General features: G+C 38.1%; 13 protein-coding genes and 15 tRNA genes. 4 read left to right on the forward strand and 24 right to left on the reverse strand.

Annotated elements, in window-relative coordinates:
* Window positions 1–30 precede the first annotated feature (30 nt).
* The 3 genes from OZZ83_RS10090 to ulaG are packed head-to-tail and all read right to left on the reverse strand — an operon-like array spanning window position 31 to window position 3,080.
* Window positions 31–1,530 (reverse strand): PTS ascorbate transporter subunit IIC, encoded by a 1,500-nt coding sequence (locus OZZ83_RS10090; protein ID WP_278023911.1) that lies wholly within the window; start codon window positions 1,528–1,530, stop codon window positions 31–33.
* Window positions 1,531–1,533: 3 nt separating this feature from the next.
* Window positions 1,534–1,995 carry a PTS sugar transporter subunit IIA gene (locus tag OZZ83_RS10095; RefSeq protein WP_002320559.1) on the reverse strand — a complete coding sequence of 154 codons (462 nt, stop codon included), beginning with the start codon at window positions 1,993–1,995 and terminating at the stop codon, window positions 1,534–1,536.
* A 17-nt stretch (window positions 1,996–2,012) separates the two neighbouring features.
* Window positions 2,013–3,080, reverse strand: coding sequence for an L-ascorbate 6-phosphate lactonase (ulaG, locus tag OZZ83_RS10100; protein WP_278023907.1), 1,068 nt, complete (start codon window positions 3,078–3,080; stop codon window positions 2,013–2,015).
* A gap of 217 nt (window positions 3,081–3,297) precedes the next feature.
* Between ulaG and OZZ83_RS10105 the strand changes: the two genes are divergently transcribed.
* Entirely contained in the window at window positions 3,298–4,068 is a 771-nt protein-coding gene (locus OZZ83_RS10105; RefSeq protein ID WP_002320561.1) for a DeoR/GlpR family DNA-binding transcription regulator, read from the forward strand.
* A gap of 106 nt (window positions 4,069–4,174) precedes the next feature.
* Here OZZ83_RS10105 and OZZ83_RS10110 read toward each other — a convergent pair whose 3' ends face one another.
* Window positions 4,175–4,525, reverse strand: a complete 351-nt coding sequence (locus tag OZZ83_RS10110; RefSeq protein ID WP_002309684.1) for a hypothetical protein — start codon at window positions 4,523–4,525, stop codon at window positions 4,175–4,177.
* Window positions 4,526–4,696: 171 nt separating this feature from the next.
* Here OZZ83_RS10110 and OZZ83_RS10115 point away from each other — a divergent pair, with 171 nt between their 5' ends.
* The 3 genes from OZZ83_RS10115 (at window position 4,697) to OZZ83_RS10125 (ending at window position 8,413) form a co-directional block, all read left to right on the forward strand.
* Window positions 4,697–5,467, forward strand: coding sequence for a MurR/RpiR family transcriptional regulator (locus tag OZZ83_RS10115; RefSeq protein ID WP_002309685.1), 771 nt, complete (start codon window positions 4,697–4,699; stop codon window positions 5,465–5,467).
* Between the two features lie 169 nt (window positions 5,468–5,636).
* Window positions 5,637–7,205, forward strand: a complete 1,569-nt coding sequence (malX, locus tag OZZ83_RS10120) for a maltose/glucose-specific PTS transporter subunit IIBC (RefSeq protein ID WP_002345024.1) — start codon at window positions 5,637–5,639, stop codon at window positions 7,203–7,205.
* A gap of 11 nt (window positions 7,206–7,216) precedes the next feature.
* Window positions 7,217–8,413, forward strand: a complete 1,197-nt coding sequence (locus tag OZZ83_RS10125) for a MalY/PatB family protein (RefSeq protein ID WP_172401371.1) — start codon at window positions 7,217–7,219, stop codon at window positions 8,411–8,413.
* Between the two features lie 88 nt (window positions 8,414–8,501).
* Here the strand turns inward: OZZ83_RS10125 and OZZ83_RS10130 are convergent, their stop codons facing one another.
* From OZZ83_RS10130 to OZZ83_RS10225, 20 genes are all read right to left on the reverse strand, one after another.
* Window positions 8,502–9,329: a helix-turn-helix domain-containing protein gene (locus OZZ83_RS10130; protein WP_002309689.1), complete on the reverse strand. Its 828-nt coding sequence runs from the start codon at window positions 9,327–9,329 to the stop codon at window positions 8,502–8,504.
* Between the two features lie 131 nt (window positions 9,330–9,460).
* Window positions 9,461–9,970 (reverse strand): kinase, encoded by a 510-nt coding sequence (locus tag OZZ83_RS10135; RefSeq protein ID WP_278023909.1) that lies wholly within the window; start codon window positions 9,968–9,970, stop codon window positions 9,461–9,463.
* A gap of 95 nt (window positions 9,971–10,065) precedes the next feature.
* Entirely contained in the window at window positions 10,066–10,464 is a 399-nt protein-coding gene (locus OZZ83_RS10140; RefSeq protein WP_278023910.1) for a cytidine deaminase family protein, read from the reverse strand.
* Window positions 10,465–10,647: 183 nt separating this feature from the next.
* Entirely contained in the window at window positions 10,648–10,908 is a 261-nt protein-coding gene (locus OZZ83_RS10145; protein ID WP_002309692.1) for a hypothetical protein, read from the reverse strand.
* Window positions 10,909–10,932: 24 nt separating this feature from the next.
* Window positions 10,933–12,237: a PTS sugar transporter subunit IIC gene (locus OZZ83_RS10150; protein ID WP_002320565.1), complete on the reverse strand. Its 1,305-nt coding sequence runs from the start codon at window positions 12,235–12,237 to the stop codon at window positions 10,933–10,935.
* Between the two features lie 267 nt (window positions 12,238–12,504).
* Window positions 12,505–12,589, reverse strand: a tRNA-Leu gene (locus tag OZZ83_RS10155).
* Between the two features lie 15 nt (window positions 12,590–12,604).
* Window positions 12,605–12,676: transfer RNA gene (locus tag OZZ83_RS10160), tRNA-Gln, on the reverse strand.
* 9 nt (window positions 12,677–12,685) lie between these two features.
* Window positions 12,686–12,758 (reverse strand) — tRNA-His (locus OZZ83_RS10165).
* 61 nt (window positions 12,759–12,819) lie between these two features.
* Window positions 12,820–12,904: transfer RNA gene (locus tag OZZ83_RS10170), tRNA-Leu, on the reverse strand.
* Window positions 12,905–12,924: 20 nt separating this feature from the next.
* Window positions 12,925–12,995 (reverse strand) — tRNA-Cys (locus OZZ83_RS10175).
* A 45-nt stretch (window positions 12,996–13,040) separates the two neighbouring features.
* A tRNA-Gln gene (locus OZZ83_RS10180) sits at window positions 13,041–13,112 on the reverse strand.
* 11 nt (window positions 13,113–13,123) lie between these two features.
* Window positions 13,124–13,196, reverse strand: a tRNA-His gene (locus OZZ83_RS10185).
* 2 nt (window positions 13,197–13,198) lie between these two features.
* A tRNA-Trp gene (locus tag OZZ83_RS10190) sits at window positions 13,199–13,272 on the reverse strand.
* Between the two features lie 6 nt (window positions 13,273–13,278).
* Window positions 13,279–13,359: transfer RNA gene (locus OZZ83_RS10195), tRNA-Tyr, on the reverse strand.
* Between the two features lies 1 nt (window position 13,360).
* Window positions 13,361–13,436, reverse strand: a tRNA-Phe gene (locus tag OZZ83_RS10200).
* A gap of 35 nt (window positions 13,437–13,471) precedes the next feature.
* Window positions 13,472–13,544: transfer RNA gene (locus OZZ83_RS10205), tRNA-Asp, on the reverse strand.
* A gap of 9 nt (window positions 13,545–13,553) precedes the next feature.
* Window positions 13,554–13,626, reverse strand: a tRNA-Val gene (locus tag OZZ83_RS10210).
* A gap of 14 nt (window positions 13,627–13,640) precedes the next feature.
* A tRNA-Glu gene (locus tag OZZ83_RS10215) sits at window positions 13,641–13,712 on the reverse strand.
* A gap of 14 nt (window positions 13,713–13,726) precedes the next feature.
* Window positions 13,727–13,815: transfer RNA gene (locus tag OZZ83_RS10220), tRNA-Ser, on the reverse strand.
* A gap of 39 nt (window positions 13,816–13,854) precedes the next feature.
* Window positions 13,855–13,928: transfer RNA gene (locus tag OZZ83_RS10225), tRNA-Asn, on the reverse strand.
* Window positions 13,929–13,980: the final 52 nt, after the last annotated feature.

Genomic DNA, 13,980 nt, shown 5'->3' on the forward strand with positions numbered 1-13,980 from the left:
CATTATGAGTGTTGTCTAATCAGATTTCTTTTATGCTTTCTGCTTTTCTGCATATTTTTCATAATCTTCTACAATCAAGAAATACCCTTCAGGATTTTTCCGATATTGTAACTGCGGAATAGCCAATAGACCAATGACGACTACGGCGATTCCAGCATAACCTAGGACTTTCATGACTACTGTAAATAATGGCCAAGCTGTCGCCCAATCGAACATCCCGATATAACCACCGTATGTTGACATCCCGATCCATGTAGCGAATAATGCTGAACCGCCTACTTGTATGATTCCAGAAAGAAACGGGAATAGACAGGCAGCTTTGAATCCACCTCGGTTATTGGCATAAACTGCTATGACAGCATTATCAAAGAACAACGGAATGAAACCGGCTATGACGATCGTTGGCGATTTCAATAAAATCAGTAAACCAATCATCAAAAATTGACCCAAAGCACCGAACAAAAATCCAATCGTTACCGCATTTGGCGAACCAAAGCCAAAAGTAGCGGCTACATCGATTCCTGGAACAGCTCCTGGTAAAATCGTGTTTGAGATTCCTTGAAAAGATTGAGTTAGTTCATCGACGAAAGTCCGAACCCCTAATTGCAAGATTGCCAGATATACCGCAAAATTCAAGGAAGTCGTCATAATGTAGAATAAGAAACTCTGCCCCTCTTTCATGAATTGTGCTTGAATCAAATAATCTTTGCCTAGTACAAGCAGAATGATCCCAAAGAAAAATAGCATGAGCAACGAAGTAGCAACCATATTCTCATTAAATATCGACAGGAATCCTGGTAATTGGATATCTTCGATTTTCTTGTCTTGCTTGATCGATCGATTTTTCTTTTCATCCCGCTTTTTCATCCATTCAGCTAGTTTAGCAAAAATAAAGATTCCGAACATTTGCTGATGTGCCACCGCAAATCCGGCACCTTCTGTCAATTCCTGCGTGATCCCTACTGTTAAGTTAGAAGCTACTGCCCAATAACACCCTAAAATCAATCCCATAAATATCAATACTTGTATCCTGCCTAGATCAGGAAAACAAAACAGTAAAATCCAAAAAGCGGTAGCTGCTTGCTGGACCTGAACATTTCCGGTCGTGAAAACGGATCGCAGTTTCGTATATTTCTGAAAACGGACTAATAAAATATTTAAAACAAATGCAATCAGTAATAGAATCATCACATCTCCAAAGGTACGGCCAAATGTCTCCATTAATCCAGCATCCACAGCATTTTGTCCAAAATAAGGATCTGTAACCATAGCATCCAAATTAAACCGTTCTTTTAGTCCAACCAAGATTGGTCGAAAATTGTTGACCAAACCACCAGAGCCAACAGTCAAAATAAAGTAGCCAACCGTTGCCTTTAAGAATCCAGCGATGCATTCATGAAGCGGGCGTTTCAGCAAAATATAGCCTAATAACACGATAAAACCAATCAGGTACGCTGGCTGCGTCAAGATATTTGTTGCAAAATACGTCCAAATGCTTAACAAAAATTCCCCATCTTTTTTCTCCTCTATCAATTAATTATATTCCGCCATCACAACTTGGTAATCATCGATGGAGTTCGTAGAGATGAGACGCTCAACCAATCCATCTGTCATTAATAATTCGGATAATTTTTGGATATTTTCTAGGTGTTCTTTTGGATTTTTTGCTGCGAGTGTAAAAAACAAACTGGCCGTTTTCTCCTCATTCTCATCTTCGCTTTCAAAACGGACTGGCTGCTTCAACTTGGTAAATGAAATAGCCGTTCCAAAAACTCCCTCGCTTTTTTCTGAAGAATGTGGCATGGCTACTTGAGGTGCAATCACAATATAAGGTCCATATTTTTCTACACAATGAATGATTTCTTCAACATACGTTTGATCAATGATTTTCTTATCAATCAATACACGACAGCTTTCGGCGATAGCTTCACGCCAATTCGTGATTTCTTTATCTGGGTAATGAATCAATTGATAGTCAAAAAAGTATTTCAGCAAGAAACTTCCCTTCTTTCTTATAAAAACGACGGAAACGGTGTATCATTTTCAATCGAGAAGACATCTTCAAATCCGCGATAAAAATTAAACTCAAGATCATCTTTGTTTGTCGGATAGATGAATTTCCCGCCTACTTGCCAGATATAAGGTTTAAACCCATAATGCAAGCGATCCTTTTTGAATTTCCAAATTTCAGTAATCTCTTTAGGATCAGCCATAAAATTAGACCAAATATCGTAGTGGACAGGAATCACTACTTTTGCATTCAATGACTCCGCCATGCGCAGCATATCAACAGAAGTAACTTTGTCTGTTATCCCTCGTGGGTTTTCACCGTAGGCTCCTAAGCAGACATCGATTTTGTGGTCATTGCCATGTTTGGCAAATAAATTGGAATAATGTGAATCTCCTGCGTGATAAAGATTACCTCCTGATGTTTCAAATAAATAATTTACTGCTATTTGATCCATCTCCTGAGGCATTTTTCCTTTCAATACTTCTTCCGGATCTTCACAAGTAACCAACGCTGTCCGATCAAACGCTTCTAAAGCTACTACATTGATATCTTTGATTTTGACCGCATCACCTGGTTTCACGATAATCGTTTTTTCTTCAGGGATCCCCCATTTTTGCCACGTGTGAACCACTTCTTTTGGTCCAATGAATATTGCTTCAGGACAATTTTGATGCACGGCTGCAGCTGTGTGAATATCTAGATGATCGGAATGGATGTGTGTGACGATTAAAGCGTCTACATTTTTTATTTCAAAAGGATCGATTACGAAAGGCTGAGTCCGTAAGTTAGGCTGCATATTTTGAACACCGCTCATACGCATCATCTGATGCCCTTTTTTCATCATGCCATTTCCATGACTGCGTTTTCCCGTTCCACACCATAAATCACATAAGATATTCGTTCCTTCATGACTTTTCAGCCAAATTCCCGTACAGCCTAGCCACCACATAGTAAAAGTTCCAGGTTCCACTACCTCTGATTCGATTTCCTCGTTCAAATACGTACCCCATTCTGGAAATGTTTCTAATATCCACTTTTCTTTTGTCACTTCATTTACCGTTTTGCTCATTTACTTGTTCCCCCCATATCATTCTTACGACTTACAAGTAAATCTTAATGCGTAACCGCATGCGTGAAAACCCTTTTATATGACTGTTTGTCTTTTATATGATTTTCTTTTAAATATTAATGATTGTTTCAGTATAATAAAGACAGATATGAATATTTAAATGAACAACTAATCAAATAAATCCATGGATCAAGATGTCCTTCAGGAGGCAACAGTCATGAAAAACTCACTTGTCAATATTGAAAAACGGCAAAAAGATATTTTGGAACTACTTCAGCAAACCGAACAATTGTCAACTTTTCAATTAGCTGAATCTCTGGATGTATCTATTAGTACGATACGCAGAGATTTAAATTTATTAGAAGAAAAAAACGAGATCATCCGCAATTACGGTTATTGTTCTTATAATTACAAAAACCAGACTGATTTTGATCAATCTGGTCCTGAAAGGATTAAACAAGCGATTGCCAGAGAAGCTAGTAAATACATTAGCGATTATGATACATTGTTTATTAATTCTAGCTCGACTGCATTGAAAACACTGGATTTTCTTCAATCTAACCATTTGACAGTCGTTACAAACAACGTAAAAATCAACTATTCTCCTCACAAAGATAATTGCAGTTATATTTTAACTGGCGGAGAGATGCGCTTTCCAAAAGAAGCACTGGTGGGCGATATCGCATTAAATACGATTTCTTCAATCAATGCAGACATTTGTATCATTGGTTGCAGCGGAGTCGATGTCGCACATGGGGTCACAACGAAAATATTGAATGAATCAACAATCAACGAAATGATGATCAACCAGACAATCAAATGTAAGATTCTAGTTGCTGATCATCGAAAAATCGGACTGACATCAAAATTCAAGATTGCTGATATTTCAGTCTTTGATTATTTGATCACTGATAAATTTTGCTCTGAAAAAGTATTAGACAAAATCAAGAATATGGGGACAAAAATCATCCAAGTAGATTCATTTTAAGAATTATGTTGGTTTGCGTAAAAAACTCTACTACATTCAAAATTACCATTTGAACATAGCAGAGACTTCTTAAAACGATAAAATGGATGAACAATCAAAATTTGATTTAATCATCCATTTTACTAACTATTTTCTCCACATCCAAAGTTCCGTATTCTTCCTTAGATATTACGAAAACAGGTATTTCAGGGAACTGACTTTCTATTTTATCTTTTGCATATCCAAGTAAAGGAGTGAGCAATAAGATGTCTGCTCTCTTTGCTTCTTTGTCTATTTGGCTAGAATCATATACTTTGACTGACACATTTTTTTGTTCTTTTTGAAAGAAATGTGTCAATTTTCTTTCTAAACGTTGCGTTTGCAAAAGTCCATCAGAAGAAATCAAACTGAATGTCATATCGAAAAGAAAGATTTTCTTTGGACTTTGTTCAGCAATCTTGGGCTTGTTAAGATTCATTGGTTATCTTCCTCTCTTTTGTCTTTAGATCATCCCAGTATTTTAACTAACTTTTATTATATATACATTTTTATGAAAGCGCTATATAATAAGTTAGATTATTATCTAAACTCAACAGAGATATTTGTTTACGAATACTATTGTTGTTAGATATTGAAAGGAGTACCGTCCATGTTAAGCAATAGTTTGATTGCTTTACTAGAAAAGAAGCGTTCCTCGTTAAGTAAAATCGAAAATGAAATATTGGATTATATATTCCTCCATTTGTCCGATATTGGAACAAAAACGATTTATGAAGTATCTGATGATTTATTTGTCTCAACTGCTACTATCTCCCGAACGGCTAAACATTTAGGCTATCAAGGTTTTAAAGAGTTGAAATACGCCATCGATCAATCCATCCATGTAGAGGAACAGGAAGGAAATAGCCGAAGCTTTCAAACAATCACGAACCAAATCACTTCAAATGTCACAGAGACGTTCCATCAAATGAGCGAAGAAAAGGCCAAACAAATGATGACATTGATCTATCAATCGAATACTATCGAAGTTTTTGGATTAGGAGGAAGCTTCCCTATTTGTACAGATTTTGCTCGAAAACTGACTTTTTTAGGAAAAAAAGCATTTGCTCGTTCAGATTGGGATGAACAAGAAGCAGCTGTAAGTAATTTGAAACAGGAAGACTTAGCCATTTTCGTCAGTTTCACAGGAGAAACAAAAGGTATCCTCTCCTATGCCCAGATTGCTCAAAGACAACAAGTCCCTATCATCAGCATTATTTCAACCAAGGGAAGTAACTTGGAAAAATTATCGACGATTTCCTTATATGCAAAGGGAACGACTCGCTATCACCACAGTGTCGATTTAAGTTCAAGAATTTCTGTGATTTGTTTATTTGATACAGTACTCTTGATGTATGCAGACCAAATGAAAAACAATTAGCTATAATTTGTTGCTATTTCTAGTGAAACATCTTACTCAATCATGTATGAGGATACAGAATATCTGTCTCCTCTTTTTTATTTCCTTTAGTTAGCTATAATAAACCTATCAATGAAAACGCAATCATTTTTTAAAAATCTTAAAACTACTAAGAGATGGAGGAAGAAAAATGAATACAAAGAAAAAGAAATCAACCTTTTGGGAGTTCTTTCAAGGGTTGGGAAAGACTTTTATGTTGCCGGTTGCTTTGTTGGCTTTCATGGGTATTCTTTTAGGGTTAGGTAGTTCATTTTCCAGTGAATCAATGATTCAGACTTTACCGTTTTTAGGATATCCAGCAGTTAAAGCAGTGTTCCAATTCATGTCTGCTATTGGCGGTTTTGCCTTTACCTACTTGCCAGTCATGTTTGCCATGGCCATTCCATTAGGATTAGTTCGTAAGGAAAAAGGTGTGGCCGCTTTCTCTGGATTCGTCGGTTACACTGTCATGAATTTAGCCATCAACTTTTACTTAGTCCTGACAAATCGTTTAGTTGATGCCGACCACTTGCGAGAAGCTGGACAAGGAATGGTTTTTGGTATCCAGACGATCGAAATGGGTGTTCTTGGAGGGATCATTGCTGGAATCATCGTTTATAAGTTGCATAACAGGTTTTATACTGTTCAGTTACCAGATAGTTTCGCCTTCTTCTCAGGGGCTCGTTTTGTACCGATTATCACTTCTCTAGTTTTAGGGTTTGTTGGTTTGATCATCCCCTTGATTTGGCCTTTATTCGCTATGGTCATTATGGCTATCGGACAGCTAATCCAACGTTCAGGAATATTTGGTCCCTTCTTATTCGGTTCAGGGGAACGACTGCTTCTTCCATTCGGGCTTCACCATATTCTAGTTTCGATGATACGCTTTACTGAAGCTGGTGGTTCGGCGATCATTGATGGAAAAGAAGTATTTGGTGCACTGAATATCTTTTATGCAGAATTGCAAAACAATTTGCCTATTTCGCCAAGTGCAACTGCCTTTTTATCACAGGGAAAAATGCCTACATTTATTTTTGGACTGCCTGCAGCAGCATTAGCTATGTATCGTACCGCTGCACCACAAAATCGACATAAAATCAAAGGATTATTGATTTCAGGTGTGATTGCGACAGCTGTGACCGGAATCACAGAACCAATCGAATTTTTATTTTTATTCATTAGTCCGCTATTATGGCTCTTCCATGTCGTCATGACTGGTCTAGGTTTTATGGTCATGGCATTATTAGGTGTCGTAATCGGGAATACAGATGGTGGAATCTTAGATTTTGTGATTTTTGGTCTACTCCAAGGTAATGACACAAAATGGTGGTGGGTATTAATAATCGGTGCTTTGTGGTTCGGTATTTACTATATTGTCTTCAAAACAGTAATCATAAAATTGGATTTAAAAACACCTGGGCGTGACAAGACAGTGGATGAAACAGAATATACCGATCAAGAAGTGAACTTTCATAAAACAGGCGGATACGATGCAAAAGGAATTTTAGCAGCACTTGGTGGTCAAGAAAACATCCAATCTTTAGATAATTGTATTACACGTTTACGTTTAGTTTTAGCAGATGCAGATATCGTAGATGATGAAAAGTTAAAACAACTAGGAGCATTAGGTGTGGTCCATCTCGATCATCAAAACGTCCAAGTGATTATCGGAACGAAAGTCACAACTGTTCGCAATCAGCTTGATACGATTTTAGGATAAAAAGATAGAAGGTGAAATTTGTGGCATTTGATACCGCTATAAATAGAAAAGGAACGTACTGTACACAGTGGGACTACGTTGAAGACCGATTTGGCGAAGCTGATTTACTCCCTTTTACGATTTCTGATACAGATTTTATGGTCCCCGAAGAAGTACTTGATACTTTGAAAGAAAGAATGAACCACCCAGTATTTGGCTATACCCGCTGGAATCATCATGAATTAAAAGAAGCAATTAAACAGTGGTATCAATCCCGTTTTGACACACTACTAGAAGAAGAATGGATCATGTACACTCCAACAGTTATCTATGCAGTATCTACCCTTATTCAAATGCTTACTAAAAAAGGGGAAGGAGTGGTTTTACAAACGCCAGCTTATGATGCTTTTTTTAAAGTCATCCAAGACAATGACCGACTTCTAGTCGATAATCCTTTGATCTATGAAGAAAATCAGTACCGGATCGATTTTACGGATTTAGAAGAGAAATTAGCCAGGTCAGAAAACAAAGTACTACTTCTCTGCTCTCCCCACAATCCAACCGGTAGAGTATGGAAACAATGGGAATTAGAAAAAATCGTGGCATTGTGCCGTCAGTATTCTATATTTTTATTATCTGATGAGATACACATGGACATTTTAGGACGAGGACAAACGCATATACCTATCACACGCTTCAATTATGAACAAGTGGCGATTGTCACCAGCGGTACAAAAACATTTAACTTCCCTGGATTGACATTTGCCTATACGTTGATACCGAATCTTGGGTTACGTGAGCATTTTCAAAGGAAGTTAAAAAATGCGGATGGGTTATCTTCTACCAATATTTTCGGTATGTTAGCGACAATGAGTGCCTATCGGTATTGCAGTCATTGGGTAGATGAACTGAATCATTATCTTGAAAGCAATCAGCGGTATGTAAAAGCATTTATCCAGGAAAAACTGCCAGATGTAAAAGTCGTCGATCTTGAAGCAACCTATTTGATGTGGCTGGATATATCCAAAGCTGTATCAGATATCCCTCTTTTAAGAGAGAAGCTGATTTCTATAGGCAAAGTGGCGATTATGGATGGATCGATTTACGGCGGAAATGGTCATCAATTTTTACGATTGAATATCGGCTGTCCGAAATCGAAATTAGTAGATGGACTAGATCGTATGTTGAAAAGTTTTGAAGCAACTGCTGAAATCGAAATTAAACCATAATAAAGGAGATGTGACAAAAATTTTTGTCACATCTCCTTTTTTCGAATATACGATGTTCTTAAAGTTGAACACTTCTGTCAAGATCTCTTTATTTAAGGTCGTTTTCGATCACTTTCACCGCGTGATCATTCCCGTTGAAACATGCTACTTTTTTGGCATCCATATATCTTTCTAAATAATCGTCTTCTCCTAGTTGCTTATGGCAAAAAGCAATTTCATAAAGCAAGTATTCCAATGCCTGGGTTGATTTATGTTTCTTATTGTACCCAATCCCCTTCTCGCACAACTGGATTGCTTTTTCATAGTTCTCGATTTTGCTGTAATAGGTGGCGATATTATAATATACGATACAGACCATCAGATTATCAAAATCAGTATCATTCAAGATTTTAAGCGTACGTTCCACATACACTTTTGCAAAGTCTAGTTCTCCTTTTGCCAAGTAGATCATTGCCACATTTGCAGCTGCTTGTAAGTGATGGATATCTGTTTCGGTCGTTTGTTCCAACACTTGATTGAAATAAAACAATGCTGCATCTTCTTTTTTTGCATAAAGATGATCAAGCAGTCCTTGATAAAACAAGATTTGGTTTAAAAGATCAGAATTGCTTACTTTTTTCTGATCAATCGTTTGTAAAATTTCATAAGATTCTTTGTACTTCGATACAGCATTCAACGATTGAATCTCACTTAATTTTTTTCTGATCTTGTCTTCTTCTGTTTCCACTAATATATCGGAGATCTCGACATTCAACTTTTTGCAAAGCGCACTTAGGATGTTGATACCTGGTGACATATTCTTGTTTTCGATATTGCTGACAGTTGCCTGTTCGCAAATACCTTCTGCTAATTGTACTTGTGTTAACCCCTTTTTCTTTCGGTATTCTTTCAGTAATGCTCCATCTACTTTTATCAAAACAATTTCCTTCCCTTTAAAAAATTATTTCTCCTTTATATCATACACAAAAAAAAGTTCTAAACAACCATAATTGTTTAGAACAGAATAAAAATTTTAATTTTTACCACCAATTATTTCTTGATAAAAAATCAACTGTCTACCTGCAGATCAATCTCCTGAAGTATTTTCTCTATCATTTCTTGTTGACTTAATTCGGCAGTCAGTATCTTCTCATTAGGCAATCCAAGTATATCATGCTCCAACCACCAATCCGCCATTTGTTCTGCACCAAATTCTTTTGACATCTTTCTCTGGCTGTGACGTCTCAGCGTTTCTTCAAAAGAAAGATCGTAATAATAAGCAAATACATTTCCTTGAAAGCTCTCATACAGGTCCATAAGCATCGCTTTGTAGATTTTTGCACTCATGATCCCCTCGATAAGGACTAAATCAAATCTGTCTTTTCCAAATTCTGCCAACTGACGGATCAAATCTGGTGTAGGATTTCCTACTTTATCTTTGACATTCAACATTTCTCTTCTCACTTCATCTTGAGAGATTCGCATCACCTTCCCCATAGGAAAATGATTTTGAATAGCTTTAGCTGTCGTTGTTTTCCCACTTGCTGAATTTCCTCTTAATATGATTAGCTTCCCCATAACACTGCATCTCCTTGTATACCAATAATCATTCATCCAACATCATTAATCCTTCTGTTGATTGAAAATAAAAAGAGAATCTGTTTGTATAAAAATCATTCTGATCTGTGGTAAGCATATGGAATGAGATCCGTAATTTTGATTTTTTTAGCCCCCTCTTCTGTTGAGACAATGATTTCACAAGCAGGTGCATACTCCAATATAAACTGTCGGCAATCCCCACATGGAGAATAGATCATGTCAAAATGATCTCCACCCACAGCTACGATACACTCAAAATCACGTTCACCACGACTGATTGCTGTCCCTAACGCAATGATTTCTGCACATGCCCCATGATTCGAATAAACATTCACACCAGTATACACATTACCATTTGTGCAACGTACTGCAGCTCCTACTGTATGATTGAAAGACACCAAATCAATATTTGATTTAATGACTTCGGTTGCAGCATCCACTAATTCTAAATCCATTGTTGATAAATCGCTCATTTTTATCTCCTTTTTTCTGCCAAATCGGTTAAAGTAATCATAATCTTTATATAAAAAAACATCAATGGCAGAACGGAAAGAAAAGAAACGACTCAGTTAATATGTGGACTATTGTTCTTGGTACAACGGTAAAAAAGCAAGCTTGCATTTACAAGCCTGCTTTTGGAACATTTAAAGCTTCGATCAAAGCTTCGATGTGACAAACCACCTATGCTGCTCGATCATAAAATTGATAGCAAAAATTCCACAAAGTATATATGTGCCCCATGATAATAAAACATTCATCTGCGGTAAAATGATCTTTGGAAGAATCACAATCAAAAATGATGCCAGAGCCCAAACCCAACGATTGATGTGAACGTGACGCATAGCCAGCATATTCAACATAAGTTGGCTTATCGTTAATAAAAAGATAAAAACAAAAAATAAAATCAGCCAATACATTGTTTTCCACCTCTGAAATCAGACTTAAGCAGTTTGTATTTCGTTATCTCCATTATTATTTTGTTCATCTGACAACATCTTTTTATCATAAGCTTTTACAAATGGATAATAGATGATAAATGCTATCAGTGTATTGATCACAATCAAAACAACCACACGCCAGTCATTTCCTGCTGAAAGGTAGCCGCCGATTGGTGCTGGTAATGTCCATGTTGGCAATACAGTAAATCCATTGACCATTTCTAATTTGACTGCAAAATAGCTGACAATAGTCAAAACTAAAGGAACTAAGTTGAATGGAATGAACATGTAAGGATTCAACATCATAGGAGCTCCAAAAATCATCGGCTCATTGATATTGAAGATACCAGGAATAATGGAAAAACGACCAACTTCTTTTAAGAATTTTGATTTACAAAAGAATAAAAACAAAACTGATACCACAATCGTGGCTCCTGCACCGCCAATCGTAACTGTCCATTGATAAAACTGTTCAGGAGCGATATAAGGCAATTTGGTAGCAGCTGTACCATCTGCTAACGCCTTCGCATTCTCATCCAACATAATCAGCCACATTGGACGAACAACAGCTCCTACGATACTCATGCCATGGATCCCAAATGACCACAACAAATGGATCAAAAACATCGGTAATAAAACACCAAGCAGATTATTCCCTAAAATATTGGTTAAGGGCTCGAATAACGACAATAAGGCAGCGTTTACATCGAAACCCGCGACGCTTCGAATCAACCAAGTCGTTGTTAAAATCACTGCACCAGGAATCAATGCCTCAAAACTACGGGCCACAGCAGGTGGTACTTGTTCTGGCATTTTGATAGTAATATTACGCTTTTTAAAGAAACGATACACTTCCACTGCAAAAATCATGGATAGGATCCCGGCAAACATCCCAGATGCTCCTAAAGAACTCATCGGTAAGACCCAGCCAAGAGGTGCCTCTTCAGGTGTTAAAACGTTTACAGGAACTTGTAACATAAAGAACGTCCCTAGTGATAATATACCACCCGTCACACTATCCAACCCATATGATTTAGCTAGATCCGAACCCATAACAAAAGTTGCGTAAATAGCCATTAATCCCATCGTAATCCTGAAAGGTAAAACGATTGTTGCCGAATAAGGGGCAATAAATTCATTCCACCCAGGAAACGGTAAATTGATGAAAACCATAAAAAATGTACCAATCAAAATCAATGACAGTGTTGAAACAACCCCATTACGAATTGCCAACAAATGTCGCTGTGTACCAATTTTTGCCATTGGTGGGACAAGTTTTTCCTCAACCCATTTCATCAGCTTTTCCACTAAAACCACTCCTTTTCAATAAAATAGAGACCATTCACTGCATAATGAAGCAAAGAATGTTCATAATTAATTATATAATTATGAAATTTTATTTCAATATATTTTAGTAGAAAATATTATTATTTTTTAATACAGGTTCTTTTTTATATACAAAAAAATTTTTCAAACCTAATAAACTTTACTGTTCCTATACTGATCTATGGGTTTATAAAATAGTATTTAAATAAAATAAAAAACCTTGAAATTTAATTTCAAGGTTTTTCGTAATACCGGCGGCCGGGGTCGAACCGGCATGTCCTCAACGGACACTGGATTTTGAGTCCAGCGCGTCTGCCAATTCCGCCACGCCGGCAAATTAAAAGAATAACTGGGGTAGCTGGATTCGAACCAACGCATGAGGGAGTCAAAGTCCCTTGCCTTACCGCTTGGCTATACCCCAAGAATAAAGGGCGAATGATGGGAATCGAACCCACGAATGCCGGAGCCACAATCCGGTGCGTTAACCACTTCGCCACATTCGCCATCATAAAAGATGTTATTTAATTTCTCAATAAAAAACTAAGATGAAGACATCTTAGTCAATACCGGCGGCCGGGGTCGAACCGGCACGCCCTCAACGGGCACTGGATTTTGAGTCCAGCGCGTCTGCCAATTCCGCCACGCCGGCAAGTTGATTTATTAGTACTAAGGCGGTAACCGGATTTGAACCGGTGATGAAGGTTTTGCAGACCTCTGCCTTACCACTTGGCTATACCGCCATTATACTATTATCAATCTATAAAATAAAGAATAAATTATAGAAACTGGGGTAGCTGGATTCGAACCAACGCATGAGGGAGTCAAAGTCCCTTGCCTTACCGCTTGGCTATACCCCAAGAATAAAAAAGGCGAATGATGGGAATCGAACCCACGAATGCCGGAGCCACAATCCGGTGCGTTAACCACTTCGCCACATTCGCCATGGCAGGGGCAGCAGGAATTGAACCCACACTAACGGTTTTGGAGACCGCTGTTCTACCTTTAAACTATGCCCCTATAAAATGGAGGAGAGTGGATTCGAACCACTGAACCCTAAGGAACGGATTTACAGTCCGTCGCGTTTAGCCACTTCGCTACTCCTCCATGGTGGCGCGGGACAGAATCGAACTGCCGACACACGGAGCTTCAATCCGTTGCTCTACCAACTGAGCTACCGCGCCATATTTTAAAATTATTAATTGAATAACAAGAACGACGGTTCCGACGGGAATCGAACCCGCGATCTCCTGCGTGACAGGCAGGCATGTTAACCCCTACACCACGGAACCAGTTCATTATGGAGGTTAACGGGATCGAACCGCTGACCCTCTGCTTGTAAGGCAGATGCTCTCCCAGCTGAGCTAAACCTCCAACATTCAATTAAATGACCCGTACGGGATTCGAACCCGTGTTACCGCCGTGAAAGGGCGGTGTCTTAACCGCTTGACCAACGGGCCAGGTAAACTTGTTACGGAGAGTAAGGGATTCGAACCCTTGAGACAGTTTGCACCATCTACATGATTTCCAATCATGCTCCTTCGGCCTCTCGGACAACTCTCCCGAGTGAAAGAAGCTCAATACTCTTTCTCAAAATGAGAACTCCGGCAGTAGGACTCGAACCTACGACATCATGATTAACAGTCATGCGCTACTACCAACTGAGCTATGCCGGAATAACATCAGCGTGGCGACGTCCTACTCTCACAAGGGGCAACCCCTCACTAC

Origin of the sequence: Enterococcus sp. E5-162 (assembly GCF_035725965.1) — a bacterium.
Classification (GTDB): domain Bacteria; phylum Bacillota; class Bacilli; order Lactobacillales; family Enterococcaceae; genus Enterococcus_B; species Enterococcus_B lactis.

Excerpts from the sequence above, each read along its gene's own strand:
- OZZ83_RS10105 (WP_002320561.1), top strand. The coding sequence starts at position 3,298 with ATGAAAAACTCACTTGTCAATATTGAAAAACGGCAAAAAGATATTTTG.
- malX (WP_002345024.1), top strand. The coding sequence starts at position 5,637 with ATGAATACAAAGAAAAAGAAATCAACCTTTTGGGAGTTCTTTCAAGGG.
- OZZ83_RS10140 (WP_278023910.1), bottom strand. The coding sequence starts at position 10,464 with ATGAGCGATTTATCAACAATGGATTTAGAATTAGTGGATGCTGCAACC.
- OZZ83_RS10110 (WP_002309684.1), bottom strand. The coding sequence starts at position 4,525 with ATGAATCTTAACAAGCCCAAGATTGCTGAACAAAGTCCAAAGAAAATC.
- OZZ83_RS10115 (WP_002309685.1), top strand. The coding sequence starts at position 4,697 with ATGTTAAGCAATAGTTTGATTGCTTTACTAGAAAAGAAGCGTTCCTCG.
- OZZ83_RS10145 (WP_002309692.1), bottom strand. The coding sequence starts at position 10,908 with ATGTATTGGCTGATTTTATTTTTTGTTTTTATCTTTTTATTAACGATA.
- OZZ83_RS10135 (WP_278023909.1), bottom strand. The coding sequence starts at position 9,970 with ATGGGGAAGCTAATCATATTAAGAGGAAATTCAGCAAGTGGGAAAACA.
- ulaG (WP_278023907.1), bottom strand. The coding sequence starts at position 3,080 with ATGAGCAAAACGGTAAATGAAGTGACAAAAGAAAAGTGGATATTAGAA.